The sequence below is a fragment of the uncultured Barnesiella sp. genome (assembly GCF_946496565.1).
GTDB classification, from domain to species: domain Bacteria; phylum Bacteroidota; class Bacteroidia; order Bacteroidales; family Barnesiellaceae; genus Barnesiella; species Barnesiella merdigallinarum.
Genome location: NZ_CAMMHD010000019.1, coordinates 38,791 through 59,678, shown reverse-complemented (window position 1 = coordinate 59,678; position 20,888 = coordinate 38,791). Strand labels below are relative to the sequence as shown.

18 protein-coding genes are annotated in these 20,888 nt (G+C 41.1%); 4 read left to right on the top strand and 14 right to left on the bottom strand.

The features are described from left to right. Positions 1-84: 84 nt before the first annotated feature. The 4 genes from Q1K76_RS10300 to Q1K76_RS10285 all read left to right on the top strand — a co-directional run bounded on the left by Q1K76_RS10300 (position 85) and on the right by Q1K76_RS10285 (position 5,414). Positions 85-1,488, top strand: a complete 1,404-nt coding sequence (locus Q1K76_RS10300) for an amidophosphoribosyltransferase (RefSeq protein WP_087409537.1) — start codon at positions 85-87, stop codon at positions 1,486-1,488. A gap of 192 nt (positions 1,489-1,680) precedes the next feature. Beyond that, the gene (locus Q1K76_RS10295) at positions 1,681-2,553 is read left to right on the top strand and encodes an electron transfer flavoprotein subunit beta/FixA family protein (RefSeq protein ID WP_087409536.1); all 873 of its coding nucleotides are present in this window, start codon (positions 1,681-1,683) and stop codon (positions 2,551-2,553) included. Between the two features lie 34 nt (positions 2,554-2,587). Then, on the top strand, positions 2,588-3,607 hold the full coding sequence (locus Q1K76_RS10290) for an electron transfer flavoprotein subunit alpha/FixB family protein (protein ID WP_087409535.1): 1,020 nt from the start codon (positions 2,588-2,590) through the stop codon (positions 3,605-3,607). Between the two features lie 103 nt (positions 3,608-3,710). Next, a complete protein-coding gene (locus Q1K76_RS10285; RefSeq protein WP_300133109.1) occupies positions 3,711-5,414 on the top strand; it encodes an acyl-CoA dehydrogenase family protein in 1,704 nt (567 codons plus the stop codon). A gap of 164 nt (positions 5,415-5,578) precedes the next feature. Here Q1K76_RS10285 and Q1K76_RS10280 read toward each other — a convergent pair whose 3' ends face one another. The 14 genes from Q1K76_RS10280 to rfbD all read right to left on the bottom strand — a co-directional run bounded on the left by Q1K76_RS10280 (position 5,579) and on the right by rfbD (position 20,888). Continuing rightward, the gene (locus Q1K76_RS10280; RefSeq protein WP_300133107.1) at positions 5,579-6,649 is read right to left on the bottom strand and encodes a DUF1972 domain-containing protein; all 1,071 of its coding nucleotides are present in this window, start codon (positions 6,647-6,649) and stop codon (positions 5,579-5,581) included. Positions 6,650-6,729: 80 nt separating this feature from the next. Further along, positions 6,730-7,818 (bottom strand): glycosyltransferase family 4 protein, encoded by a 1,089-nt coding sequence (locus Q1K76_RS10275; protein WP_300133105.1) that lies wholly within the window; start codon positions 7,816-7,818, stop codon positions 6,730-6,732. Then, positions 7,815-9,080 carry a glycosyltransferase gene (locus tag Q1K76_RS10270; RefSeq protein ID WP_300133103.1) on the bottom strand — a complete coding sequence of 422 codons (1,266 nt, stop codon included), beginning with the start codon at positions 9,078-9,080 and terminating at the stop codon, positions 7,815-7,817. Before Q1K76_RS10270 ends, Q1K76_RS10275 begins: the two co-directional genes overlap by 4 nt. Position 9,081: 1 nt before the next feature. Next, positions 9,082-9,948: a glycosyltransferase family 2 protein gene (locus tag Q1K76_RS10265; RefSeq protein WP_300133101.1), complete on the bottom strand. Its 867-nt coding sequence runs from the start codon at positions 9,946-9,948 to the stop codon at positions 9,082-9,084. Further along, positions 9,917-11,143 (bottom strand): hypothetical protein, encoded by a 1,227-nt coding sequence (locus Q1K76_RS10260; RefSeq protein ID WP_300133099.1) that lies wholly within the window; start codon positions 11,141-11,143, stop codon positions 9,917-9,919. Before Q1K76_RS10260 ends, Q1K76_RS10265 begins: the two co-directional genes overlap by 32 nt. Continuing rightward, positions 11,118-12,119 carry an acyltransferase family protein gene (locus Q1K76_RS10255; RefSeq protein WP_300133096.1) on the bottom strand — a complete coding sequence of 334 codons (1,002 nt, stop codon included), beginning with the start codon at positions 12,117-12,119 and terminating at the stop codon, positions 11,118-11,120. The genes Q1K76_RS10260 and Q1K76_RS10255 overlap by 26 nt, the downstream gene beginning before the upstream one ends. Positions 12,120-12,181: 62 nt before the next feature. Further along, positions 12,182-12,988, bottom strand: coding sequence for a glycosyltransferase (locus tag Q1K76_RS10250; RefSeq protein ID WP_300133093.1), 807 nt, complete (start codon positions 12,986-12,988; stop codon positions 12,182-12,184). Continuing rightward, positions 12,988-13,956 carry a glycosyltransferase family 2 protein gene (locus Q1K76_RS10245; protein ID WP_300133090.1) on the bottom strand — a complete coding sequence of 323 codons (969 nt, stop codon included), beginning with the start codon at positions 13,954-13,956 and terminating at the stop codon, positions 12,988-12,990. Before Q1K76_RS10245 ends, Q1K76_RS10250 begins: the two co-directional genes overlap by 1 nt. A 5-nt stretch (positions 13,957-13,961) precedes the next feature. Then, on the bottom strand, positions 13,962-15,029 hold the full coding sequence (locus Q1K76_RS10240) for a polysaccharide pyruvyl transferase family protein (RefSeq protein WP_300133088.1): 1,068 nt from the start codon (positions 15,027-15,029) through the stop codon (positions 13,962-13,964). Continuing rightward, the gene (locus Q1K76_RS10235) at positions 15,030-16,196 is read right to left on the bottom strand and encodes a Coenzyme F420 hydrogenase/dehydrogenase, beta subunit C-terminal domain (RefSeq protein WP_300133086.1); all 1,167 of its coding nucleotides are present in this window, start codon (positions 16,194-16,196) and stop codon (positions 15,030-15,032) included. Continuing rightward, positions 16,183-17,721, bottom strand: a complete 1,539-nt coding sequence (locus tag Q1K76_RS10230) for a lipopolysaccharide biosynthesis protein (protein WP_300133083.1) — start codon at positions 17,719-17,721, stop codon at positions 16,183-16,185. The genes Q1K76_RS10235 and Q1K76_RS10230 overlap by 14 nt, the downstream gene beginning before the upstream one ends. Further along, positions 17,721-18,860, bottom strand: coding sequence for a glycosyltransferase family 4 protein (locus Q1K76_RS10225; RefSeq protein ID WP_300133080.1), 1,140 nt, complete (start codon positions 18,858-18,860; stop codon positions 17,721-17,723). Before Q1K76_RS10225 ends, Q1K76_RS10230 begins: the two co-directional genes overlap by 1 nt. A gap of 10 nt (positions 18,861-18,870) precedes the next feature. Then, entirely contained in the window at positions 18,871-20,016 is a 1,146-nt protein-coding gene (gene rfbB / locus Q1K76_RS10220) for a dTDP-glucose 4,6-dehydratase (protein ID WP_300133137.1), read from the bottom strand. Beyond that, on the bottom strand, positions 20,016-20,888 hold the full coding sequence (gene rfbD / locus Q1K76_RS10215; RefSeq protein WP_300133135.1) for a dTDP-4-dehydrorhamnose reductase: 873 nt from the start codon (positions 20,886-20,888) through the stop codon (positions 20,016-20,018). The genes rfbB and rfbD overlap by 1 nt, the downstream gene beginning before the upstream one ends.

Below are 20,888 nucleotides of genomic sequence, written 5' to 3'. Positions count from 1 at the left end.
ACCGTATATTCCGCAGAGCGGGAGGGCATCGTCGCCCTCTCGCTCTGTTCATTTTAACACAACAATAACCATTACCACAATACTATGGGAGGATTTTTTGGTACTATAAAGAGAGAATCGTGCGTAACCGACCTCTTCTACGGGGTAGATTACAATTCGCACCTGGGCACCAAACGCGCCGGTATCGTGACCTACGGCAACGGCGTATTCAAACGGGCGATACACAATATCGAGAACTCGTATTTCCGCTCGAAGTTCGAGGCCGAACTGCCCGAATTTTCAGGCAACTCGGGTATCGGCGTCATCAGCGACACCGACGCTCAACCCATCATCATCAGTTGTCACCTGGGCAAATTTGCCATCGTCACCGTGGCCAAAATCAACAACGTCGAAGAGCTCGAAAAAGAGCTGTTGGCCAGCGGCAACCACTTCAGCGAACACAGCAACAACATCATCAACCAGTCGGAACTGGTGTCGATGATTATCAGCCAGGGCAAAGACTACGTCGAGGGTATCCGCCTGGTACAGGAGAAAATCAAAGGCTCCTGCTCCATGCTGCTGCTCACCGAACAGGGCATCATCGCCGCCCGCGACAAGTACGGCCGTACCCCCATCCTGATAGGCCGCGGAGAGAACGGATACGCCGTGTCGTCGGAGACCTGCAGTTTCCCCAACCTGGGGTATGAACTCTGCTACAACATAGGCCCCGGCGAAATCGTGCGCCTCACGGCCGACGGTTACGAAACCCTGGCCCAGCCCGGCAAGAAGATGCAGATATGCTCGTTCCTGTGGGTATACTACGGCTATCCGGCCTGTGAATACGAGGGGAAGAACGTCGAGGAGATGCGCTTCCACACCGGTTTCGAGATGGGCAAAAGCGACGACATCGAAGCCGACTTCGTGTCGGGTATCCCCGACTCGGGTGTAGGCATGGCCCTGGGCTATGCCGTAGGCAAACAGATTCCCTACCAACGGGGTATTGTCAAGTACACCCCCACCTGGCCTCGCAGCTTCACCCCCTCGAACCAAGCCATGCGCGAACTCGTGGCCAAGATGAAACTGATTCCCAACAAGACCATGCTCAACGGTAAAAAGGTAGTATTCTGCGACGACTCGATCGTGCGGGGCACCCAGTTGCGCGACAACGTATCGGACCTCTACCGCTACGGCGCCCGGGAGGTGCACATGCGCATCAGTTGCCCGCCCCTGCTCTACCCCTGCAAGTTCCTCAACTTCACCGCCTCGAAGAGCGAAATGGAGCTCATCACCCGGCGTACCATCGCCGAGCTCGAAGGCGACCCCGACAAGAACATCGAGGCATACGCCCGCACCCATTCGCCTCAATACAACTGCATGGTCAACTGCATCTGCAAGAAGTTGAAGATTACATCGCTCAAATTCAACCCGCTGGAGACCCTGGTCGAATCGATAGGTCTGCCCAAGGAGTGCATCTGCACACACTGTTTCGACGGCAGCAGCTACGAATAGGCACCGTCCCCCCTACGGGATAAAGGCCTAAACCTCTATACCACCGCCCGATACAGCCCTGTCGCGTGGAGGTATGGAGGTTTTTTCCGCTAAAAGATTGATAATAACAATCATTTTTGTAATTTTGCAAGTCAGCAATAATACGACACAAAACATAAGAATATTTATAAATCATAAATCTCACATTAAATTATGAGTCTTAAAATCGTAGTATTGGCCAAACAAGTGCCCGATACCAGAAATGTGGGGAAAGATGCCATGAAAGAGGACGGAACCATCAACCGTGCCGCCCTGCCCGCTATCTTCAACCCCGAAGATTTGAATGCCTTGGAACAGGCTCTGCAACTGAAAGAACAGAATCCGGGTTCAACGATTACCCTGCTCACGATGGGTCCTCCCCGTGCGGCCGAGATTATCCGCGAAGGTCTCTTCCGCGGTGCCGACGGTGGTATCGTGCTTACCGACCGCGCTTTTGCCGGTGCCGATACGCTGGCTACCTCATACGCCCTCTCATGTGCCGTGCGTAAAATCAAAGACTACGACATCATTCTGGGCGGTCGTCAGGCTATCGACGGCGACACGGCTCAAGTAGGTCCTCAGGTGGCCGAGAAGCTGGGTATCCCCCAAGTGACTTATGCCGAGCAAATACTCAAAATCGAGAACGGCAAAGCAACCGTTAAACGTCGTCTCGAGCGTGGTGTCGAGACCGTAACGGTACCCCTGCCCGCCGTCATCACCGTAAACGGTTCGGCCGACGAATGCCGTCCCCGCAACGCCAAACTCGTGCAACGCTACAAATATGCCAAGACGCCCAGCGAAAAACAGGGTCTCAGCGAAGAGTGCCTCAAGCTTTACGAGGAGCGTCCGGCCCTGAACCTCTACGAATGGAGTGTAAACGATGTCGATGCCGACCTCACGCAGGTAGGTCTCGCCGGTTCGCCCACCAAGGTGAAAGCCGTACAAAACGTAGTATTCCAAGCCAAAGAAAGCAAGCAGCTCACGGCAGCCGACAACGAAATCGAAGACCTCGTAAAAGAGTTGATCGCCAATCACACCATTGGTTAATGCCCGTGTACTATGAACTAAAAAACTAACGATTATGAACAATCTGATTGTATATTGCGAAATAGAAGACGGCATTATCGCCGATGTGAGCCTCGAACTGCTCACCAAAGGTCGTTCGTTGGCCAATCAACTCAACTGTAAACTCGAAGCCCTCGTCATCGGCAGCAACCTCGACGGCGTGGAGAAACAGATATTCCCCTACGGGGCCGACACGGTTTATACCGTAGACGATCCCCGCCTCTATCCCTACACCTCGATTCCCCACACTTCGGTACTGGTTCACCTCTTCAAGGAACAGAAACCCCAAGTGTGCCTGATGGGTGCCACCAGCATCGGCCGCGACCTGGGTCCGCGCGTATCGTCGTCGCTCCATAGCGGTCTGACGGCCGACTGTACGGCTCTCGAAATCGGCCCGCACGAGGACAAGAAAAACAACAAGACCTACGAAAACCTGTTGTACCAGATTCGTCCCGCCTTCGGTGGTAACATCGTGGCCACCATCGTCAACCCCGAGTGCCGCCCGCAAATGGCAACCGTGCGCGAGGGTGTGATGAAGAAAGAGATTTACGACCCCAACTACAAAGGCGAGGTAGTGAAACTCGACCCGAAAAAATATGTATCCGATACCGACTTCGTAGTCGAGGTTATCGACCGCCAGATGGAGAAATCGAAAGCCAACATCAAGGGCGCTTCGATTATCGTAGCCGGTGGTTACGGCATGGGCTCGAAGGAGAACTTCGACATGCTCTTCGACCTGGCTGCTACGCTGGGTGCCGAGGTAGGTGCTTCGCGTGCCGCCGTCGACGCCGGCTTCGTAGAACACGACCGTCAAATCGGCCAAACGGGTGTAACGGTACGTCCCAAACTCTATATCGCTTGCGGTATCTCGGGACAAATCCAGCACATCGCCGGTATGCAGGACAGCTCGATCATCATCTCGATCAACAGTGATCCCAACGCTCCTATCAACACGATAGCCGACTATGTAATCACCGGTACGGTCGAAGAGGTAGTTCCCAAACTGATCAAATACTACAAGAAGAACTCCAAATAATCGCACACGCTGCCACCATAGCCGTGCCGCGAGAAGACCTCCGGCCGAAGAAAGCCGCGAGAAAAGGAGGTTTCATTCATATATGAAAAAGTAAAAACAAAATATGGCTAATTTCTTTTTAGACAACAGTGATCTGAAACATCACTTGCACCACCCGCTCATGGAGAAGCTGGTGGCCTTACGGGAACGGAACTACTCCGATGCCGAAAAATACGACTATGCGCCCTTCAACTTCGAAGACGCCATGGACAGTTATGAAAAGGTGCTCGAAATCGCCGGTGAAATCAGCGGCGAAATCGTAGCTGCCAACGCCGAAGACGTAGACCACGAGGGTCCCCACGTAGTCGACGGCCACGTAGTATATGCCAAAGGTACGCAGAAGAACCTCGACGCCCTGGTAAAAGCCGGCCTGATGGGTATCTCGATGCCCCGCCGCTACAACGGCCTCAACTTCTCGCTCGTGCCCTACATCATGGCAGCCGATATGGTGAGCCGCGCCGATGCCGGTTTCGTAAACATCTGGGGTCTGCAAGACTGCGCCGAGACCATCTACGAATTTGCCAGCGAAGAGCAGAAACAGAAATACCTGCCCCGCGTATGCGCCGGTGAAACCATGGCCATGGACCTGACCGAACCCGATGCCGGTTCGGACCTCCAGGCCGTCATGCTCAAAGCCACTTACAGCGAAGCCGACGGCTGCTGGTATCTGAACGGTGTGAAACGATTCATCACCAACGGCGACGGCCACATTGCCCTCGTGTTGGCCCGTTCGGAAGAAGGCACCAAAGACGGCCGCGGATTGTCGATGTTCATCTACGACCGCAACAGCGGCGGCGTAACGGTTCGCCGCATCGAGAACAAGATGGGTATCAAAGGCTCTCCTACCTGCGAACTCGTGTTCAAGAATGCCAAAGCCGAGCTCTGCGGCAGCCGCAAGCTGGGTCTTATCAAATATGTAATGGCCCTGATGAACGGAGCCCGTCTGGGTATCGCCGCCCAATCGGTAGGTGTATCCGAGGCCGCTTACCGCGAAGCCATCGCCTACGCCCGCGACCGTAAACAATTCGGCAAACCCATCATCGAGTTCCCCGCCGTATACGAAATGATTTCGTTGATGAAAGCCAAACTCGACGCATCGCGTTCGCTCCTCTACGAGACGACCCGTTTCGTCGACATGTACAAGACTTACGAGGACATTGCCAAAGAGCGCTCGCTCGAGCCCGAAGAACGTGCCGAGATGAAAGCCTACCAGAAACTGGCCGATGCCTTCACCCCTCTGGCCAAAGGCATGTCGAGCGAATTCTGCAACCAGAACGCCTATGACTGCGTGCAGGTACACGGCGGTTCGGGCTTTATGAAAGACTACGCCTGCGAGCGTATCTACCGCGATGCCCGCATCACCTCGATCTACGAAGGTACCACCCAGCTGCAGGTAGTAGCCGCTATCCGCCACGTGACCACCGGCACCTTCCTCCACCAGATCGAAGCCTACGAGGCTGCCGCCATCGCTCCCGAACTGGAGCCCCTGCGCGACCGCCTCAAAGCCATGAAAGAGGCCTATGTAAAAGCTGTCGAATCGGTTACCGAAACCAAAGACAACGAATACATCGACTTCCAGGCTCGCCGCATGGTCGAAATGGCCGGACACATCATCATGGGTCACCTGCTGCTCGCCGATACCACACGCAACGAATCGTTCCGCCACTCAGCCGAGGTATACATCAACTTCGGTGAGGCCGAGGTAACCAAACACGCAGCCTTCATCGCCCACTCCAAACCCGAAATGATGGCCGACTATCGCAAGTAACAAGAACGATATACCCCTACCAGAGAAAGAGCTCGATACAATATCGAGCTCTTTCTTTTTTATCTATGTGACTGAAAATAGAAATGGGCCTCAAGAGTCTGAATCGACTCTCAAGACCCACTCCAATAAACTGTTCTAACAGCTTCAGCGTCAAAGCCGGGACATCAGTACAGCGAACAATATTGCTGAGAAATAGTTTTCCAGGTATATACCGACTCGGCCAGCTGTTTCATCTTATCGCCACACAAGTCCTGCCGTGCGATAAGAGTCTTCAGACTCTCTACATCAGTAAAATAATATGCTTCATTTCGTGTCGTTTCGCGATTATAAACCACATCATAGGCTATGATGGGACGACCGAAAAACATGGCCTCGACCAACGACGGATTGGTACCTCCGGCACTATGACCATGAATATACATCTCGGCATTGGCCCGCAAAGCATACAATATATCAAGATTATAGATGCCGTTAAGCAGAACGATATTCGGATATTTGCAATACGTCTCACGCAGATTCCGGGCATACTCGCTATGCTTCCAGTTACCGATGAACACCAGCTTTTTACCACTCTGTGCAAAAGCTTCCAACGTGACATGGCAGTTATTCTCCGGCTCTATTCGACAAACGGTGATGGCATATTTTCCACGCTGCAAGCCATACCCGGTGAGACACTTGTCTTGAAACTCTTCACTGACCTCGCGTCGCACATGGTCGCCTCCGTAAGCAATAAGAACCGATTTACGGTGATAGGTTTCGGTCACATAATCCTGTATTCCTTTATTATCCGAGATAATCACATCGGCCCAACGAATTGCCATAGTCGTCGAAAAGCGAAGAATCCACCGGGCTACTCGTCCCCACTTGGCACGACGGAACTCCAACCCATCGATATTAACTACCAAACGCTTATGACAAAACAGCCGAAAGACTGGCAGAAAACTGCAACCCGAGGTACCCAATACAAGTACACAGTCATACCCCCTCATCGACTTACATAACGACCAAATATCGTACGGGATACTCTGCATACCATTGGCATGCAAGGGAATATATTTCAAAATACAGCCCTTATAAAACGCCCCCGGCTCCCGAGGAATATCCTTACTGCTGCAAAAAATCGTATACTGAATATCCGACGGACAGTTGTCGCCAATGATATTCTCGACCAGCGTTTCAAAACCGCCATAACTCGCAGGAACACCTTGCGTGCCCACGATTGCTACTTTTTTCATAAAATCAGGGTAAAAAAAGAATCGCTACTAACCTTAACTCGGTAGTAGTCTTCAAATATGGTTAAAATAGTGTTCTTCGATTATTTCTCTATACACGCGACGATATGCTCTATCATCGAACGGACATCATAGCGTTTCGAACAGTTCAACGCATTGCCCGACAAACATACATACAGCGCTTTGTCGCTGAGTATTTTCCTTATGCAATCGGCTATACGATCCAACTCTTGGACATCGATCTTATAACCATTATACCCATCATCCACCAACTCGGCAATGCCGCCTACCGTAGGAACGACGACTGGCAACCCGGCCGACAGGGCCTCCAACGCCGTCAGACCAAAAGTCTCGATAGCCTGGGTCTTGTCGGTCAAATTCAGCACGACAGAAGCCCGATTGTAAAACGGCACCACATCGTTTCGGCGAGGATACACCTCCAGATTTTTCAAATTCTCAATCTTGTTATCCTGCCAAAATACGGCAATATTTTCGGGAGTCTCATTCAGCACCAATTCAAACGAAATGTCGTTCAGTCGTCGAGCCAACTCGATAAACTCCAATGTACCTTTGTATCGTTTCAACGAACCGAGCATCAGTACACGCTTCCGCTCAAATGCGGCCTCCGGATTGGGACATAACCGCTCGACAAAGCCACGAGGAACTGCATTCGGAACCACATACACATTCTTCTCCCGCTTCAAAAACGAACGCTGATAAGCCGACACACAAACAATCTCCGAAGCCAAAGCCTGCATGGCTCGAGCCAGTAGCTTATAAAAAGCCCCTTTCACAAAGGCATTTTCGTGATAGTGATATACCACTCGCTTCCCCATCAACCGACCGGCAAGCGCAGGGCCGACCGGCAAGATAGTATTCACATAAAATACAGTACCTCTACTGAATAAATAGCGCCAAGCAAGACAAAAGGTATAGAACTGCACCCACAAATAACGTCCCATCGTAATCAACGGATTATCGGAGAAACGATAGGCATAGCTGCTTATCTGCACATTCGACCATTGCGACAGGTCACTCAGTGCCCCGTCACCGCACGAAGTAACCAAATCGATATTTACTCCTCTTTCGGCCAACTCACCCAACACCAGTCTCAACACCTTTGGGCTACCGCTGTAGTCGTTAAAGAGATGAAAACAGACAAGTTTGTTCATCGGTTATGAAAGTTCTTTATGGCTTCATCATAGCAGCTCAACAAAATTTTTTCACGAGTATTCCAAGTGAATTTTTGAGCACATTCTATTACACCATTTGCAAGTTGCTCAAATCGGTCTGGATGCTCCAAGAGACCATCTATTTTATCGGCTAAATCATTGACACATTGCTCATAGCTATGAATTGGGATAAGAATGCCGCATCGATCACATATTGTATCGTGCATACCACAATGATCAAAACTCATAGTCGGTACACCATAGCTCATTGCCTCCCATATAGTAGTAGGATTACCTTCTTTAGCACTAGTAATAACATGCAAATGAGCACTATTAAAAAGCTCTATCGCTTTTTCTCGAGGTAGTTTCCCATGCCATTTAATTATCGATTGAAGTTGATGTTTTTGAGCAAAAGATTCCAAAGAATGTCGTTCTGGTCCATCTCCAACAATATCTACGACTACTTTTTCTTTGTTTTTTATCATCGTCAAAGCTTCCAATAAAATATTAACCACTTTCCCTGCCTCTAAGCGGCCAATAACAATTATACGATACCTTGTACAATTTTCAAATTTCAAAGTATTTAGATATATATTTGTTGCTATTGAATTTTCTGGTAAATAGATGCTATTCTTATTAAATCTTATTTTGAAAATCTTTTGATTCTCAGATATAGCAGTCAACAATAAATCAGTCCTTGTTAATGCTTTTTTGAGTCGTAAAGAATATTTAAGTTGTAACTCATTCAAAAGATTTCGAATTAAAAACTTTAATTTTGCAGAAATCGGCGATTTTGATAATAATATGACAGATGCTTTGTTGGCACCTCCAATCGGCCCCCATATATAAGGTAAATCTATTTTCCACAAATATCCTGGTTCTCGATATCCTATTGGCCCTACAAAATGTATTAAATCAAACTTTTCGTTCTGAACTAATTTTTTTACCACTTTATACACCTGTTTTTGCCATGATCTATAAGCAATATAAAATGTATAATTAAGGAAATTATGGCGATTACACCAATTTAATGCATTGGTCCAATTACTTGGTTTTATACAAATAAATGTAACATTAGGTAAAATATTTGTTTGAGCAAATTCTTCCATTTCACTACAATCTCCTAAATGCTCACCTGATGCACCATAAAGGACTGTTAATCGATTATATTTCGACATACGTATCACATAGTTCCATGCTACTGAATATTCAGATCCCTTGGTCGGAGATAATTGATATGCTAAGACTAAAATATTTTTCATTTTATTTACCTGATAATACCAAACGATATGCCTTAAGTTTTTCTGAAAACGTCCAATTTGTAGTTATAAAAATAGTAAGACGTATTAAACATAACATAAAGCGATTATAGTAATAGCTAAAACCATGAAAATTTTTTCTCATATAATAGTTATAACTACTTTGAGCCATCAAAAAACGGCTAAAAGAAAGCCCTTTATTTTCAAAACTACCACCTTCTAAATGAATAATACAAGGACCTGGGATAATTCTTCTACACAACCCAAGCAATGCTATTCGATATTGCAAATCGGTCTCTTCATAATACATAAAAATATTATTATCAAAACCATCTAACTGATCAAAAAGTTTCTTTGCGATGAATAAATCTGCTCCTACTATATAATCTACATTTTTCTCTAATACAATATCATTCAATATGGGCAAATGATGAATTTTCAGTAAATAGTTTATTTCGTTTTTCGCATTAGGAAAGAACCCGAATGATCTATTGGGCTTCTTGTTTTCATCTAGTAGCCATCCACCCAATACTCCTATATTCTGATTACTATGCTTCTGCATATATTCCCAGAATATCTTAACCGCATTATTTTCTAATAATGTATCTGAATTTAACAGAAATAAATATTGACCAATAGCATACTTTGCGCCTAAATTATTTGCCCGACCAAATCCTAAATTTTCTTTACTACTTATCCATCTCACGCTCGGATAATGTTGACATATATACTCCTTTGAATCATCTTGGGAGGCATTATCTACCACTATAATTTCAAAACTCACATCCTTTGTGTTATCAAAAATCGTAGATAAACAATTAGCTAATAAATATTTTGTATTATAATTCACTATGATTATCGAAACATCCATTGGCCTTTTGAATTTGAAAATATCTAACTGCAGTGAACATCATCATGGCCCCCCAATTAATAGGGACATTTGCTAATGTCGCCATACCTAATCCTACCCAAAGAAGAGATTCAAGAGAGAAAATTCTTCGAATCATACTTGTATAAACAATTATTTGCAATATTAGAAAACTTATAAAACCATAATCCGCAATATTTCCAACCATTACTATATCACTAAAGAGACCTTCACTTAATCCATAATCTACCCCATGCCCCAGCCAGCCATCCACAGAAGTTAAATCCAATTTAGTCAATGTATTAACAATAGGTATTATTCTTGCTGCGGCGCTACCATCAGCCATGGCAACAGTTTGATTATCAAGTGTAATAAATGCCAAAACTGAATCTTTGGCTCTTTGCAATGGAACAAAATCAATATACATAATACAAAAATAAACGACAATAGCCAAAAGAACTGTTGATATATAATACTGAGGCCGAATAAAATAACATAAGAGAATAGCTAATCCAATAAATGCAGAGCCACTTCCCATTGAAACCATACACCATAAAAAACCGACAGAAGGCCATTTGGACTCCCTAAATATTTCTTTTAACGATAACTTGCGATTATAATCCAGCTCTATCATTCTAATAAGTGAGAGCATAGCAAAAGACAAAATAATTGCGGCTGAAGATGGTTCATATGTTAAAGAATTTGCTCCGATTCCTCTATCTAAAAATTGCACCAAGTTAATCAAAGGGAATATTCGTACCCCAATAAGTATAAAGAACTGTTGCATAACTAATACGATAGTATAAGCAAGGATTAATCTTTCAATCAATCGTTTAAAATATTCTTTTGTATAAACTTGTTCTATGACAACTAAATTATAGAATGCGATAAATGTCACAATAAAGGTTGCCATAAATATAATAGTACTCCATCGTAATGATTCAGGATGCATAACTGCCATAACAATTATGGTAATATAATATACTAAAAACAAAAGCATTGTCCGTCCTATCTTTGGCGAATATATTAAGATTATAACAGGACATAATGCAGAAACGAATAGTTTTAAATAACTAACGCCTTCCCTACTTTCTAGTGGTATATATTGAATACAAAATAGCACTAAGATAAAACTAGCTATATTTTGTGGCGTAATATATGAAAATAAACGATTATTTTCCCAATGTAACCCTTGCATATTTTCCAATTACAAAAACAAAAAGGTATTGAATAGGAATAGATAATCCAAAGCACAACAATGTAATCCAACCATCAAAAGGTATTCCAAATTCTTGCTCAATTACAATAGAGAATAAAACAAGAGTAATAGAATAATGTGTAACCATCAAATTCAATGAATTTCTACCCCAATAATCATAAAAATTTAGACCTTCAATCTGTTGTACAGATTTTGCAACCAACAATAATCCCAATGGTCCTAATAATGGAGCAAATAAACTCCAAAAAGGAGACAGAATTGCTGGTAAATAATTTGCAGAAATAAATGCTAAAACACAAAGTATTATACCCAAAGTCATCATCGTAATATTTGATGATTTTAATACGTTTCTATGTAATATAACATACGAAATATATCCAAAAGCTATGCCGACCCAAGCACCCAAAATATTACTAATAGTACGAAATGGCGCATCAATAATTCGATAAATAAGCTCTGTTCTATCTCCCAAAAATTGGGTGTAAAAATATTGATAACAAATCGTTAGAACAAGGGCTATGAGTATTAACCATATCTTATTCTGTTTTTTCAATCCATACCAAATAATTTCTCCACCAAACAATGCTGGGAGGAACCATAAAGTTCCAATACCACGAAGTGTAATTGCTTTATATAATTCTATTTCTATATATCGAAAATCATAATATCTGAAACCCAATAAAATAATATCAAAAACAAGAATAATAACAGTCCACCATACATAAGGCATACCCAACTGTTTCCACCGCTTTTTAATAAATTCTTTTATTGTTGTATGTCGTGATGATTGAGACATTGCTGCCACCCAGCCAGAAGTAACATAAAATGCTGTTATCATAAAAGATCCAACAAAAACATTGAATTCATTAGGGAATACATTTTTCACATAATGCAACAAAACAATACACCATATAGAAAAACCCTTAACCAAATCAATATATTTTTCTCTTTTCATAATTATTTAGAAAACTGGGGAATGTATCAAGCATACTAGAATCACTAAAAAATCATCTACAATTATTTATACAATTTTTGTTTGAAAAATCTAAAACATTTAGGAATAAAGTTTATAAAATATTTTCCTAAAAGGGACTCACCTACTTTCTTAAAAATATCCCATAGCTGAATTATCCTTGCCGGTTTTATTCCCCAAGCTGCATTGAAGCGATGGATACAGTATGTTTCCGGATTTTCACGATAACTGTTAGCTATTTTATTTTTATAACTATAACTCTTTTCTATATCATATTTAATTGGGGAAAAATAGTATGTCGGACATACTAATATTACATGATTTACGAGTATTGCTTTAGAAGGCAGTTGTGTCGGGAAATTGGGATACGTTTTACATAATGCATCTTTGACAATCACAGGAGCTGTAATATTTAAATTCACTCCTCCAACTTCATCCATAACAAAATGCTTATCATGATAGAATTCCATTGCTTTTTTACACCACTCCGTTCCAGGTTCTCCTCCAAAAATAGCAGCTTCGACAGAACCTGTTGCAGCCTCAAATCCAATAAATGTCTTGTTTTCAAGCAAATCGTTAAATGATTTTACCATTTCAACATCCGAATCCAAATATATACCACCCTCTGTGTAAACTGCGTAAAGACGAATATAATCAGCTGCAAAAGCGTATTTTTTAGCTTCATAGGCCTCTTTTACCCAATCTACAGAATTAATATCAAAACGCTTTGTATCCCAAAGCACTATCTCATAATCTGGTAATACTCTTTTCCATGTATCTATACAATATTGAATTAACGATGGAAATTCGTCATTACTCAACCAACAAAAATGAATTTTCTTCGGAATCATTATCGTTTTAAAATTTTATATATCACTGGATATATTCCCAAGATAGCCAATAAAAAGATGAATTTCAATATAAAAGATATACCTTTTGTAAAAAAATATTTACAATTTATTTCAGGATAAAAACTTTTCCATAAGGGAAGATAGTGCTTGGGATTATCGAGCAATAACGGCCAAATAAAAACCCGAGGAGTATATTTTAACCGAACTATTTCGTGTCTATATTCTTTCAAAAGTCCTTTGCGTTGCAAAAATGTAAGTAATAAGTTTATATTATTTTGAGCATCAATTGCTCTCCTTCTACATGCGTCTTCCGATAAACGATGACATACAGATAAAGAATTGACGAAATAATAATATAACGGCTTTTGAATATAAATATACTTTGATGCGTAGAAAACATATTGAACACATAAAAGTTGATCTTCCAACATATGACTCTCCGGATATATTATCTTATCAGACTGAACAATTGATTTACTTACCAATTTATTACATATAGAGCATGTAGTTTTTCGACTAATTAAGTCTCTTAAATATCTATCTTTATTATAACTAACAGTTTGAGTATACTGAACTTGAGTTTTACTATCAACTTTATACATATCACAAATAACTATATCTGCCTTTTTTACAGTTGCTTCATTATATAAGATTTCATAAATATGAATATCAACCCAGTCGTCACTATCACAATGTATCACATATTCCCCTCTTGCAGCAAAGATTCCAACTTTACGAGCCTGTGCAGCCCCCATATTTTGAGGTAAATTAAATATTCGAACTTGGTGTCTTCGTTCAGGATAATTGGAAAGTGTATCTTCAAGCACCTTAACAGAATTATCCGGTGTACAATCATTTACAAATATAAATTCGATATCATCCAAAGTTTGCTCAAACAGACTTCTTGCACATCGTTCTATATACTTTTCTACTCCATAAATAGGAATAATTACGCTAACTTTAGGCATATTTTTTATAAAGTTCTTAAATATTCAAGAGAGTCAACTCGTAAGTTTTCGAGCGTCGAAACTACTTTAGAATAGTCTATTGTTGAAAGCTTAAGTGTAGACAATGAATCTACATTTATCAAGCGATCAACACCCAATGCTTCCATCAAATTAATGTAACGGATATCTCTACCATCATTAGACCGCAGTGCATAAAATGTTTTTTGAAAAAGGATAGAAAATACAACAGCATGAAAAGATGTCGTTAAAATACATTCGGCATATTTTATGGCATTCAAAAAGCTAACAGGAGAAAATGCTATATCGAACACATCTACCAACTCCAATCCTTGTCGTTGCACAAATTGCTTTATTTTAATTTTAAATTCCAAATCCGTCGATTCGGCATGAAGAAAATAAGTGAGAATATACTTTCTCCTAACTCTACTTGTTTTTGTAAGCTTGTTCCAATCCTCACAATTAAGAAGTAAAGTGGGATCTAATACGACTTTTCCCCTATACCCCGTTAATCTTTCCACTTCATCACAGATTGTTTTCTCACGGAATGACAGTCGCTTAAAATTCTGGATATATTTCGAAAGGCAATCAGCCCCAATTTCTCTAAGTGATTGAATATTGGAGCTAATGGCATATCCTTGAATACTGCTTGTTTCAGGAATCTTAAATTCTCCAAAATAAACAGGTTCAAGTTTATATCCCGTTGGATGCAAACTCCACATTTGATCAGAACCAATAAGAAATACATCTATACTCTGTGGCATATCTTGACCTTTTGCTATACGAAAAGTACAGTCCAAGTATTTTTTTCTAAAAGCATTATACTGTTTGGCGCGTTTGTAGCGTTCCGGTAGTACTTTCAGTAAATACCCAGCCATTAAACGAGGCTGTGTAATACCTTGCTTCATAATATCCCAACGGATAGGATTGTAAATCAGTTCTGTATAAGGTTCACGAAAATCGACTACTTGAGCATTATAGCCCAATTTTTTGAGAATTTCTTGAAGTGCATAACACTGAAGAACTGCTCCAAAGTTATTCGCTCTATGAAATGTTATAATACCAACTCGTTTCATTTAACAATGTATTTTTATATGCCATTTTACTTTGTCACATAACGTGACAAAATTTTTCAATAAACGCCTTAAATGATACTGAAAACCTATTACCCCATATTGCTTTGCTACATATTGGAATCCTCTCTGATTAAAATCTATTTCGAATTGTTCCCTTTTAGGATGTTTAGGAGCGGGATACTGAAGTTGTGGTTGTAAACAATTTATCACATTACTCTTAATATAAAGAATATGGGGCTTTGTTGAGTTAAATAAAAATTGTCCCCTTTCTGTATTGATAAAAACCAGGGAGACACCTAAATTATCGTTAAACTCTGTACTGATATTCGACCATCCCCAAAAATCTCCAATCGTTATATCTCCCACTCTCTCTAAATTAGTAAATGGACATTTATAACATGAATATCTCAATATAAGATGATTGTAAAATAGATCACGAAAAATACGTGTAGACATTGTTTTCCCATTACAGAATATGAACGATTCAAAATGACTTGCCCAGCCAAATTTTTTATCTCTAAATATGCAACATCTAATCTTCCCATATTTATTTCCTATATATTTGATATATTCCTGCCATACAGAAGGAGATGGAACTCCATGACATATAACATCAATAGTAGTAAGAAGAGATCTCAATTTCTCTGAGATAAACGAATTTAATCCAGCAATTTGACATGGTGTTCCACTAAATAAAACTTTAATTCCGTTCTGTAAATCCTTTTTAACTTGTTGAAATATTGTTTCTAATTGACTTTGCGTATATTTTGATAATCTCAACCTCTCAAGACCGGCTATAGTATCTACTCTTATATGCTTTACTACAAAATCGGTATCTAAACTAGCTCCATAAACGATTCCTCCTAACTTAATAAAACTCTTTGCAAACTCAAAGAAAGCAGCCCCACTTTGACTTTTTAGAAGATTCTCTTTTTTTCGACTTCTTACAGCAAATACAATCTGATTTTCACAGTGACATTTTTGCTTGTAATTTATAGAGAAACTACATATTTTTTCACACAGACCACAATCAATACATTTCTTATCATCAATTCTAGGATAAAGAAATCCTAATAAATCTGGCTGCATAGTAATAGCATGCTTAGGACAAATATTTTCACATGCGGTGCACCCACAACAATCATATAAACCTTTATGCATTCTCATCTTTATGTCGTTGTTTAAGCGATACTAATTTACTAATAATCAATTGTTTTTCATATTTATTACACCCTATTAGATAAATTATTATCAATGTTCCGGTAATACTTACAATAATGGATAAAAATAGCCTAAAGATATTTTCTTCTATTAAAACGACAAGTATGCAAGGGAGAATAGCAGACAAAATTCCAACAAATATAATCTTGAATAATTCTTCGTAAATAAATTGCCTAACCGGAAAATTTATCATCCGTTTAAGCATCAAAAGTCTTAACACAAGACATACAAATGCAATAACAATAGATAATATTATTGTCGATTCCGGTATATAACCTAATTTTAATAAGACATAAGCTAAAGGAAAATTCAACAACTGACACCCGCCAACAATCAACTGATAATTTCTAATATTCCCTATAGCCAACATTAAAGTAACCATGGTAAATGATATAGACTCTACCATCGTATATATAATAATAAGACGCACAAACCAAACAGTATGTTCAGGAACCAACTTAAGCCAAATCCCTAATATTTGATGAGCTTCAGTTATAACTGGAAGAGAAATTAACAAAATAAGAAAAAAAGAGAAACGTGCCCCTTGTAATACAATTTGAATTGAATTACTAATTTCTCCTGCTGCAAATTCTTTTGTAATTTGAGGATTCATAGCCATTGTAAAGTTATTAGCAAACTGATTTACAATACCATTAACTTGCATAGCTATTCCCCGTGCTGCATTTACGGCAGGCCCACAAAATAAATTTAGAAGTATATTTACCCCTTGGTCTCGTAATATAGCGGAGCCTGATCCGATAAAATTCCAACCAGCAAAACTAAAAATATTTTTTTCCATCTGTTTATTTCTTCCTAGAGTATATACACATTCTGCAAACATTCGCTTACAATATACCCAATAAATAATTTGACGAATAACACTTTGTATTAAAGTTAGAATTGACAAAAGTATCAATTTATCATTTTCATAATAATATATACTGAATGCGATTAGCAATTTGAATACTGCTTCAAAAATCGTCATATAAGCAAATACAGACATCTTTTCATGAGCGATGATAGCAGAATTGTAAGGGACTGAAAGTAACCCTATAGCGAATGTAAAAATAGAACTCTGTAAAATCCAGTTAGCTGCAGATAAACGATTTGCAGGAATAACCATCTTATGATTTAAAAACCATACCCCAATTATTTCGATTACAACAACAATAGCAATAGCTAAAATAATATGTATATTGAGTGTCGTGGAAAATATTTTCTTTAAATTATTGATATCTCCTTTACCAAGTTCATATGTAAGAAAACGACTGGTTGCTGTAGACAAAGATCCAGAAAGTAAAGAAAACATTGTAACCAATCCACCCACTACATTATTGATACCATAGTCATCAATCCCCAAAGCATTCAGCGTAATTCGTGCTGTCCAAAAGCTGATAAACATCATTATCAGCATTCTAATATATAATAGCCCTGTATTTTTAGCAATTCGTTTATTCCCTGGTTCTGTCATTATTGCAAAATAGAATCTATAATTTTCTCAACTTTTTGTCCCCAAACTTGCCAATTCAACTTTTCTTTATACATACTTACAGCGAACTCGGACATTTTTTCCAATTCTCCAGAATCAAGACATTCTCTAATTTTTTGTCCAAAATCTTTTCCTGTAGCGCCCAATGATAACATATAGCCATTTCGCCCATTTTCTACATAGTTGGCAACTCCACCTGTATTATATGTAAAAATAGGTAATCCATTTGCGCTACTTTCACAAAATACAATACCAGCACATTCGGCCTTAGTCGGAAGTAATAAGCAATGTGATTGTTGTATTATAGAAACCAATTGATTATAGTCGTCCGGATTGTTTTTATCAAAAAAACCATAATTCTTTACGTAAGGAAGATTTGCTATATCGTTGTCTAAATTTCGGATACCGACTATTTGCAAAGTTGTAAAAATACCATTTTCATTAAGATATTTGACTGCTTCTACAGCAATTTCTCCTCCTTTGCGAATCCAATCTACACCTAAAAAAAGAATATTCAAATGGTTGTTATATATGAATTTATGAGGGACAATATCCTCTTCATCAATATTCGCTCCAAATTCTAAAACATGTATTTGGGGTTGCGGTATGTTGTAATCTGATTGCACAGACTGTCTTGCCCACTCCGAAGAGACAACAATTATTGTTGCTTTTGATAATGCTGTTTGTTCAATTTTATTCGCCTGTTTGATATTCCAGAATGCAATTCCTTTGAAATAGTAGTCTAACATTGCGGCGAATGTGGCATCCGATAAGTAGATAATTGGCTTATCAGTTTTTAGATAATAAAGCGCAGTGGAGGCAAATGGAGCAAATAAAATATCACACTGCTCGATATATATTTTTTTCAGCGATTTGGATTCAATTTTGGCAAGAGGGACAATGTGATCGCGTAGTATTCTTGAACGAGTGAACACAGCCAACAGTTTGAAAAATAGATTGACCAATTTGTAGAAAAAATCATGTTTAGGTTGAAGCCAAACAATATCTGCTCCTATTTTTTTTAATGCCTGATACATTTGAAATGTAGTTCCACTCGATGTTTTTCTGTCGAGTGGAGAATTCACACTGATAAATCCAATTCTAACTTTTTTAGAAAACATAATCGTTGAATTATCGATTCTTATACATCTCCTCGTAATACTTTTCGTATTCGCCGGAGGTGATGTGGTCCATCCATTCCTGATTGTCGAGGTACCAGCGTACGGTCTTCTCGATACCCTCTTCGAACTGGAGAGAGGGTTCCCAGCCCAGTTCTTTCTGGAGCTTGGTAGAGTCGATGGCGTAGCGTTTGTCGTGTCCGGCACGGTCGGTTACGTAGGTGATGAGGTTCATATCCTCCCCTTCGGGGCGGCCGAGCAGGCGGTCGACGGTCTTGATGACGACTTTGATGATGTCGATGTTTTTCCATTCGTTGAAGCCACCGATATTGTAGGTTTCGGCGATCTTACCCTGATGGAAAATAAGGTCGATGGCTCGGGCGTGATCCTCTACATAGAGCCAGTCGCGCACATTCTCGCCTTTGCCATAGACGGGCAACGGCTTGCGATGGCGAATGTTGTTGATGAAGAGTGGTATCAGCTTCTCGGGGAACTGATACGGGCCGTAATTGTTCGAACAGTTGGTCACGATGGTAGGCATCCCGTAGGTGTCGTGAAAGGCTCGCACAAAGTGGTCGCTCGAGGCTTTCGAAGCCGAATAGGGACTGTGTGGATTATACTTGGTATCTTCATAGAAGAAATCTGTACCGTAGGCCAGATGGTGCTCGGTCGACGAGGCGGTAGTGGTAAAGGGCGGCTTAATCCCTTCGGGATGGGTCATCTCCAGTGCACCGTAGACTTCGTCGGTCGAGATGTGGTAAAAACGCTTGCCTTCGTATTTCTCGGGGAGCGATTCCCAATAGAGTTTGGCCGCCTGAAGCATGCTCAATGTCCCCATCACATTGGTGCGGGCAAAAGTGAAGGGGTCTTTGATAGAACGGTCGACATGACTCTCGGCAGCCAGATGGATAATGCCGTCGATCTGGTATTGCTGCATCAGCGATAAGATGGTATCGAAATCGCAAATATCGGCTTTGACAAATGTATAGTTGGGTTTGTCTTCGATGTCTTTCAGATTGGCCAGGTTGCCGGCATAGGTCAGCTTATCGAGATTTATAATGTGATAATCGGGATACTTGTTGACAAAAAGGCGCACTACATGCGAACCAATGAAACCGGCACCGCCGGTAATGATGATATTTCTTTTAAAGGCATTCATCATTTACTGATAGTTTTTAAGTTGGTCATACACACTCTCAGCGAATCGGTCCAATAGGGAACCGCCACGCCAAAAGTCTTTTTTATTTTGGTTTTATCGAGAACCGAATAGCTGGGACGTATCACTTTCGAGGGAAATTCGTCGCTGTGACAGGGCTGAATGTCGCAACCTGTGTGGTCGGCATATTCGGCTATCATTTTTGTGAAATCGAACCACGAGCATACCCCCTCGTTTGAATAGTGATAGATACCGTCGTTATCGACATATTTGCGATTCTCGACAATGTCGAAAATGGCAAGCGCCAAATCATAGGCGTAAGTGGGCGAACCAACCTGGTCGAAGACGACCTTCAGTTGAGGTTTGGTTGCCGTGAGATCGAGCATCGTTTTCAAAAAGTTCTTGCCAAACTCGCTATACAACCAAGCTGTGCGAATAATGATATGGTGACAGCCCGAGGCGATAATAGCCTGCTCGCCATGTAGTTTGGTTACGCCATAAACGCCTGTCGGGTTGGCCGGTTCATCTTCTCTACAAGGGGTATTGTTTTTGGTTCCTCCAAATACATAGTCGGTCGAGACATGCACAAGCACTCCGTCGTTTCTGCGTATAGCCCGTGCCAGATTTTCAACGGCCCGAGCATTGAGCAACTCGGCAAACTCACGGTCGTCTTCCGCTTTATCTACATTGGTATAGGCAGCACAGTTGACGATTACTTTCACATCGTTGTCGGTGACCATCTTTTCTACGGCTGCGGCATCGGTAATATCGAGCTCGGCCACATCGGTAAAGATGTAGTTGTCTGCACTGTTCCGGGCCACCACGCGCATCTCGTTGCCAAGTTGTCCGTTGGCCCCGGTTACAAGTATATTCAT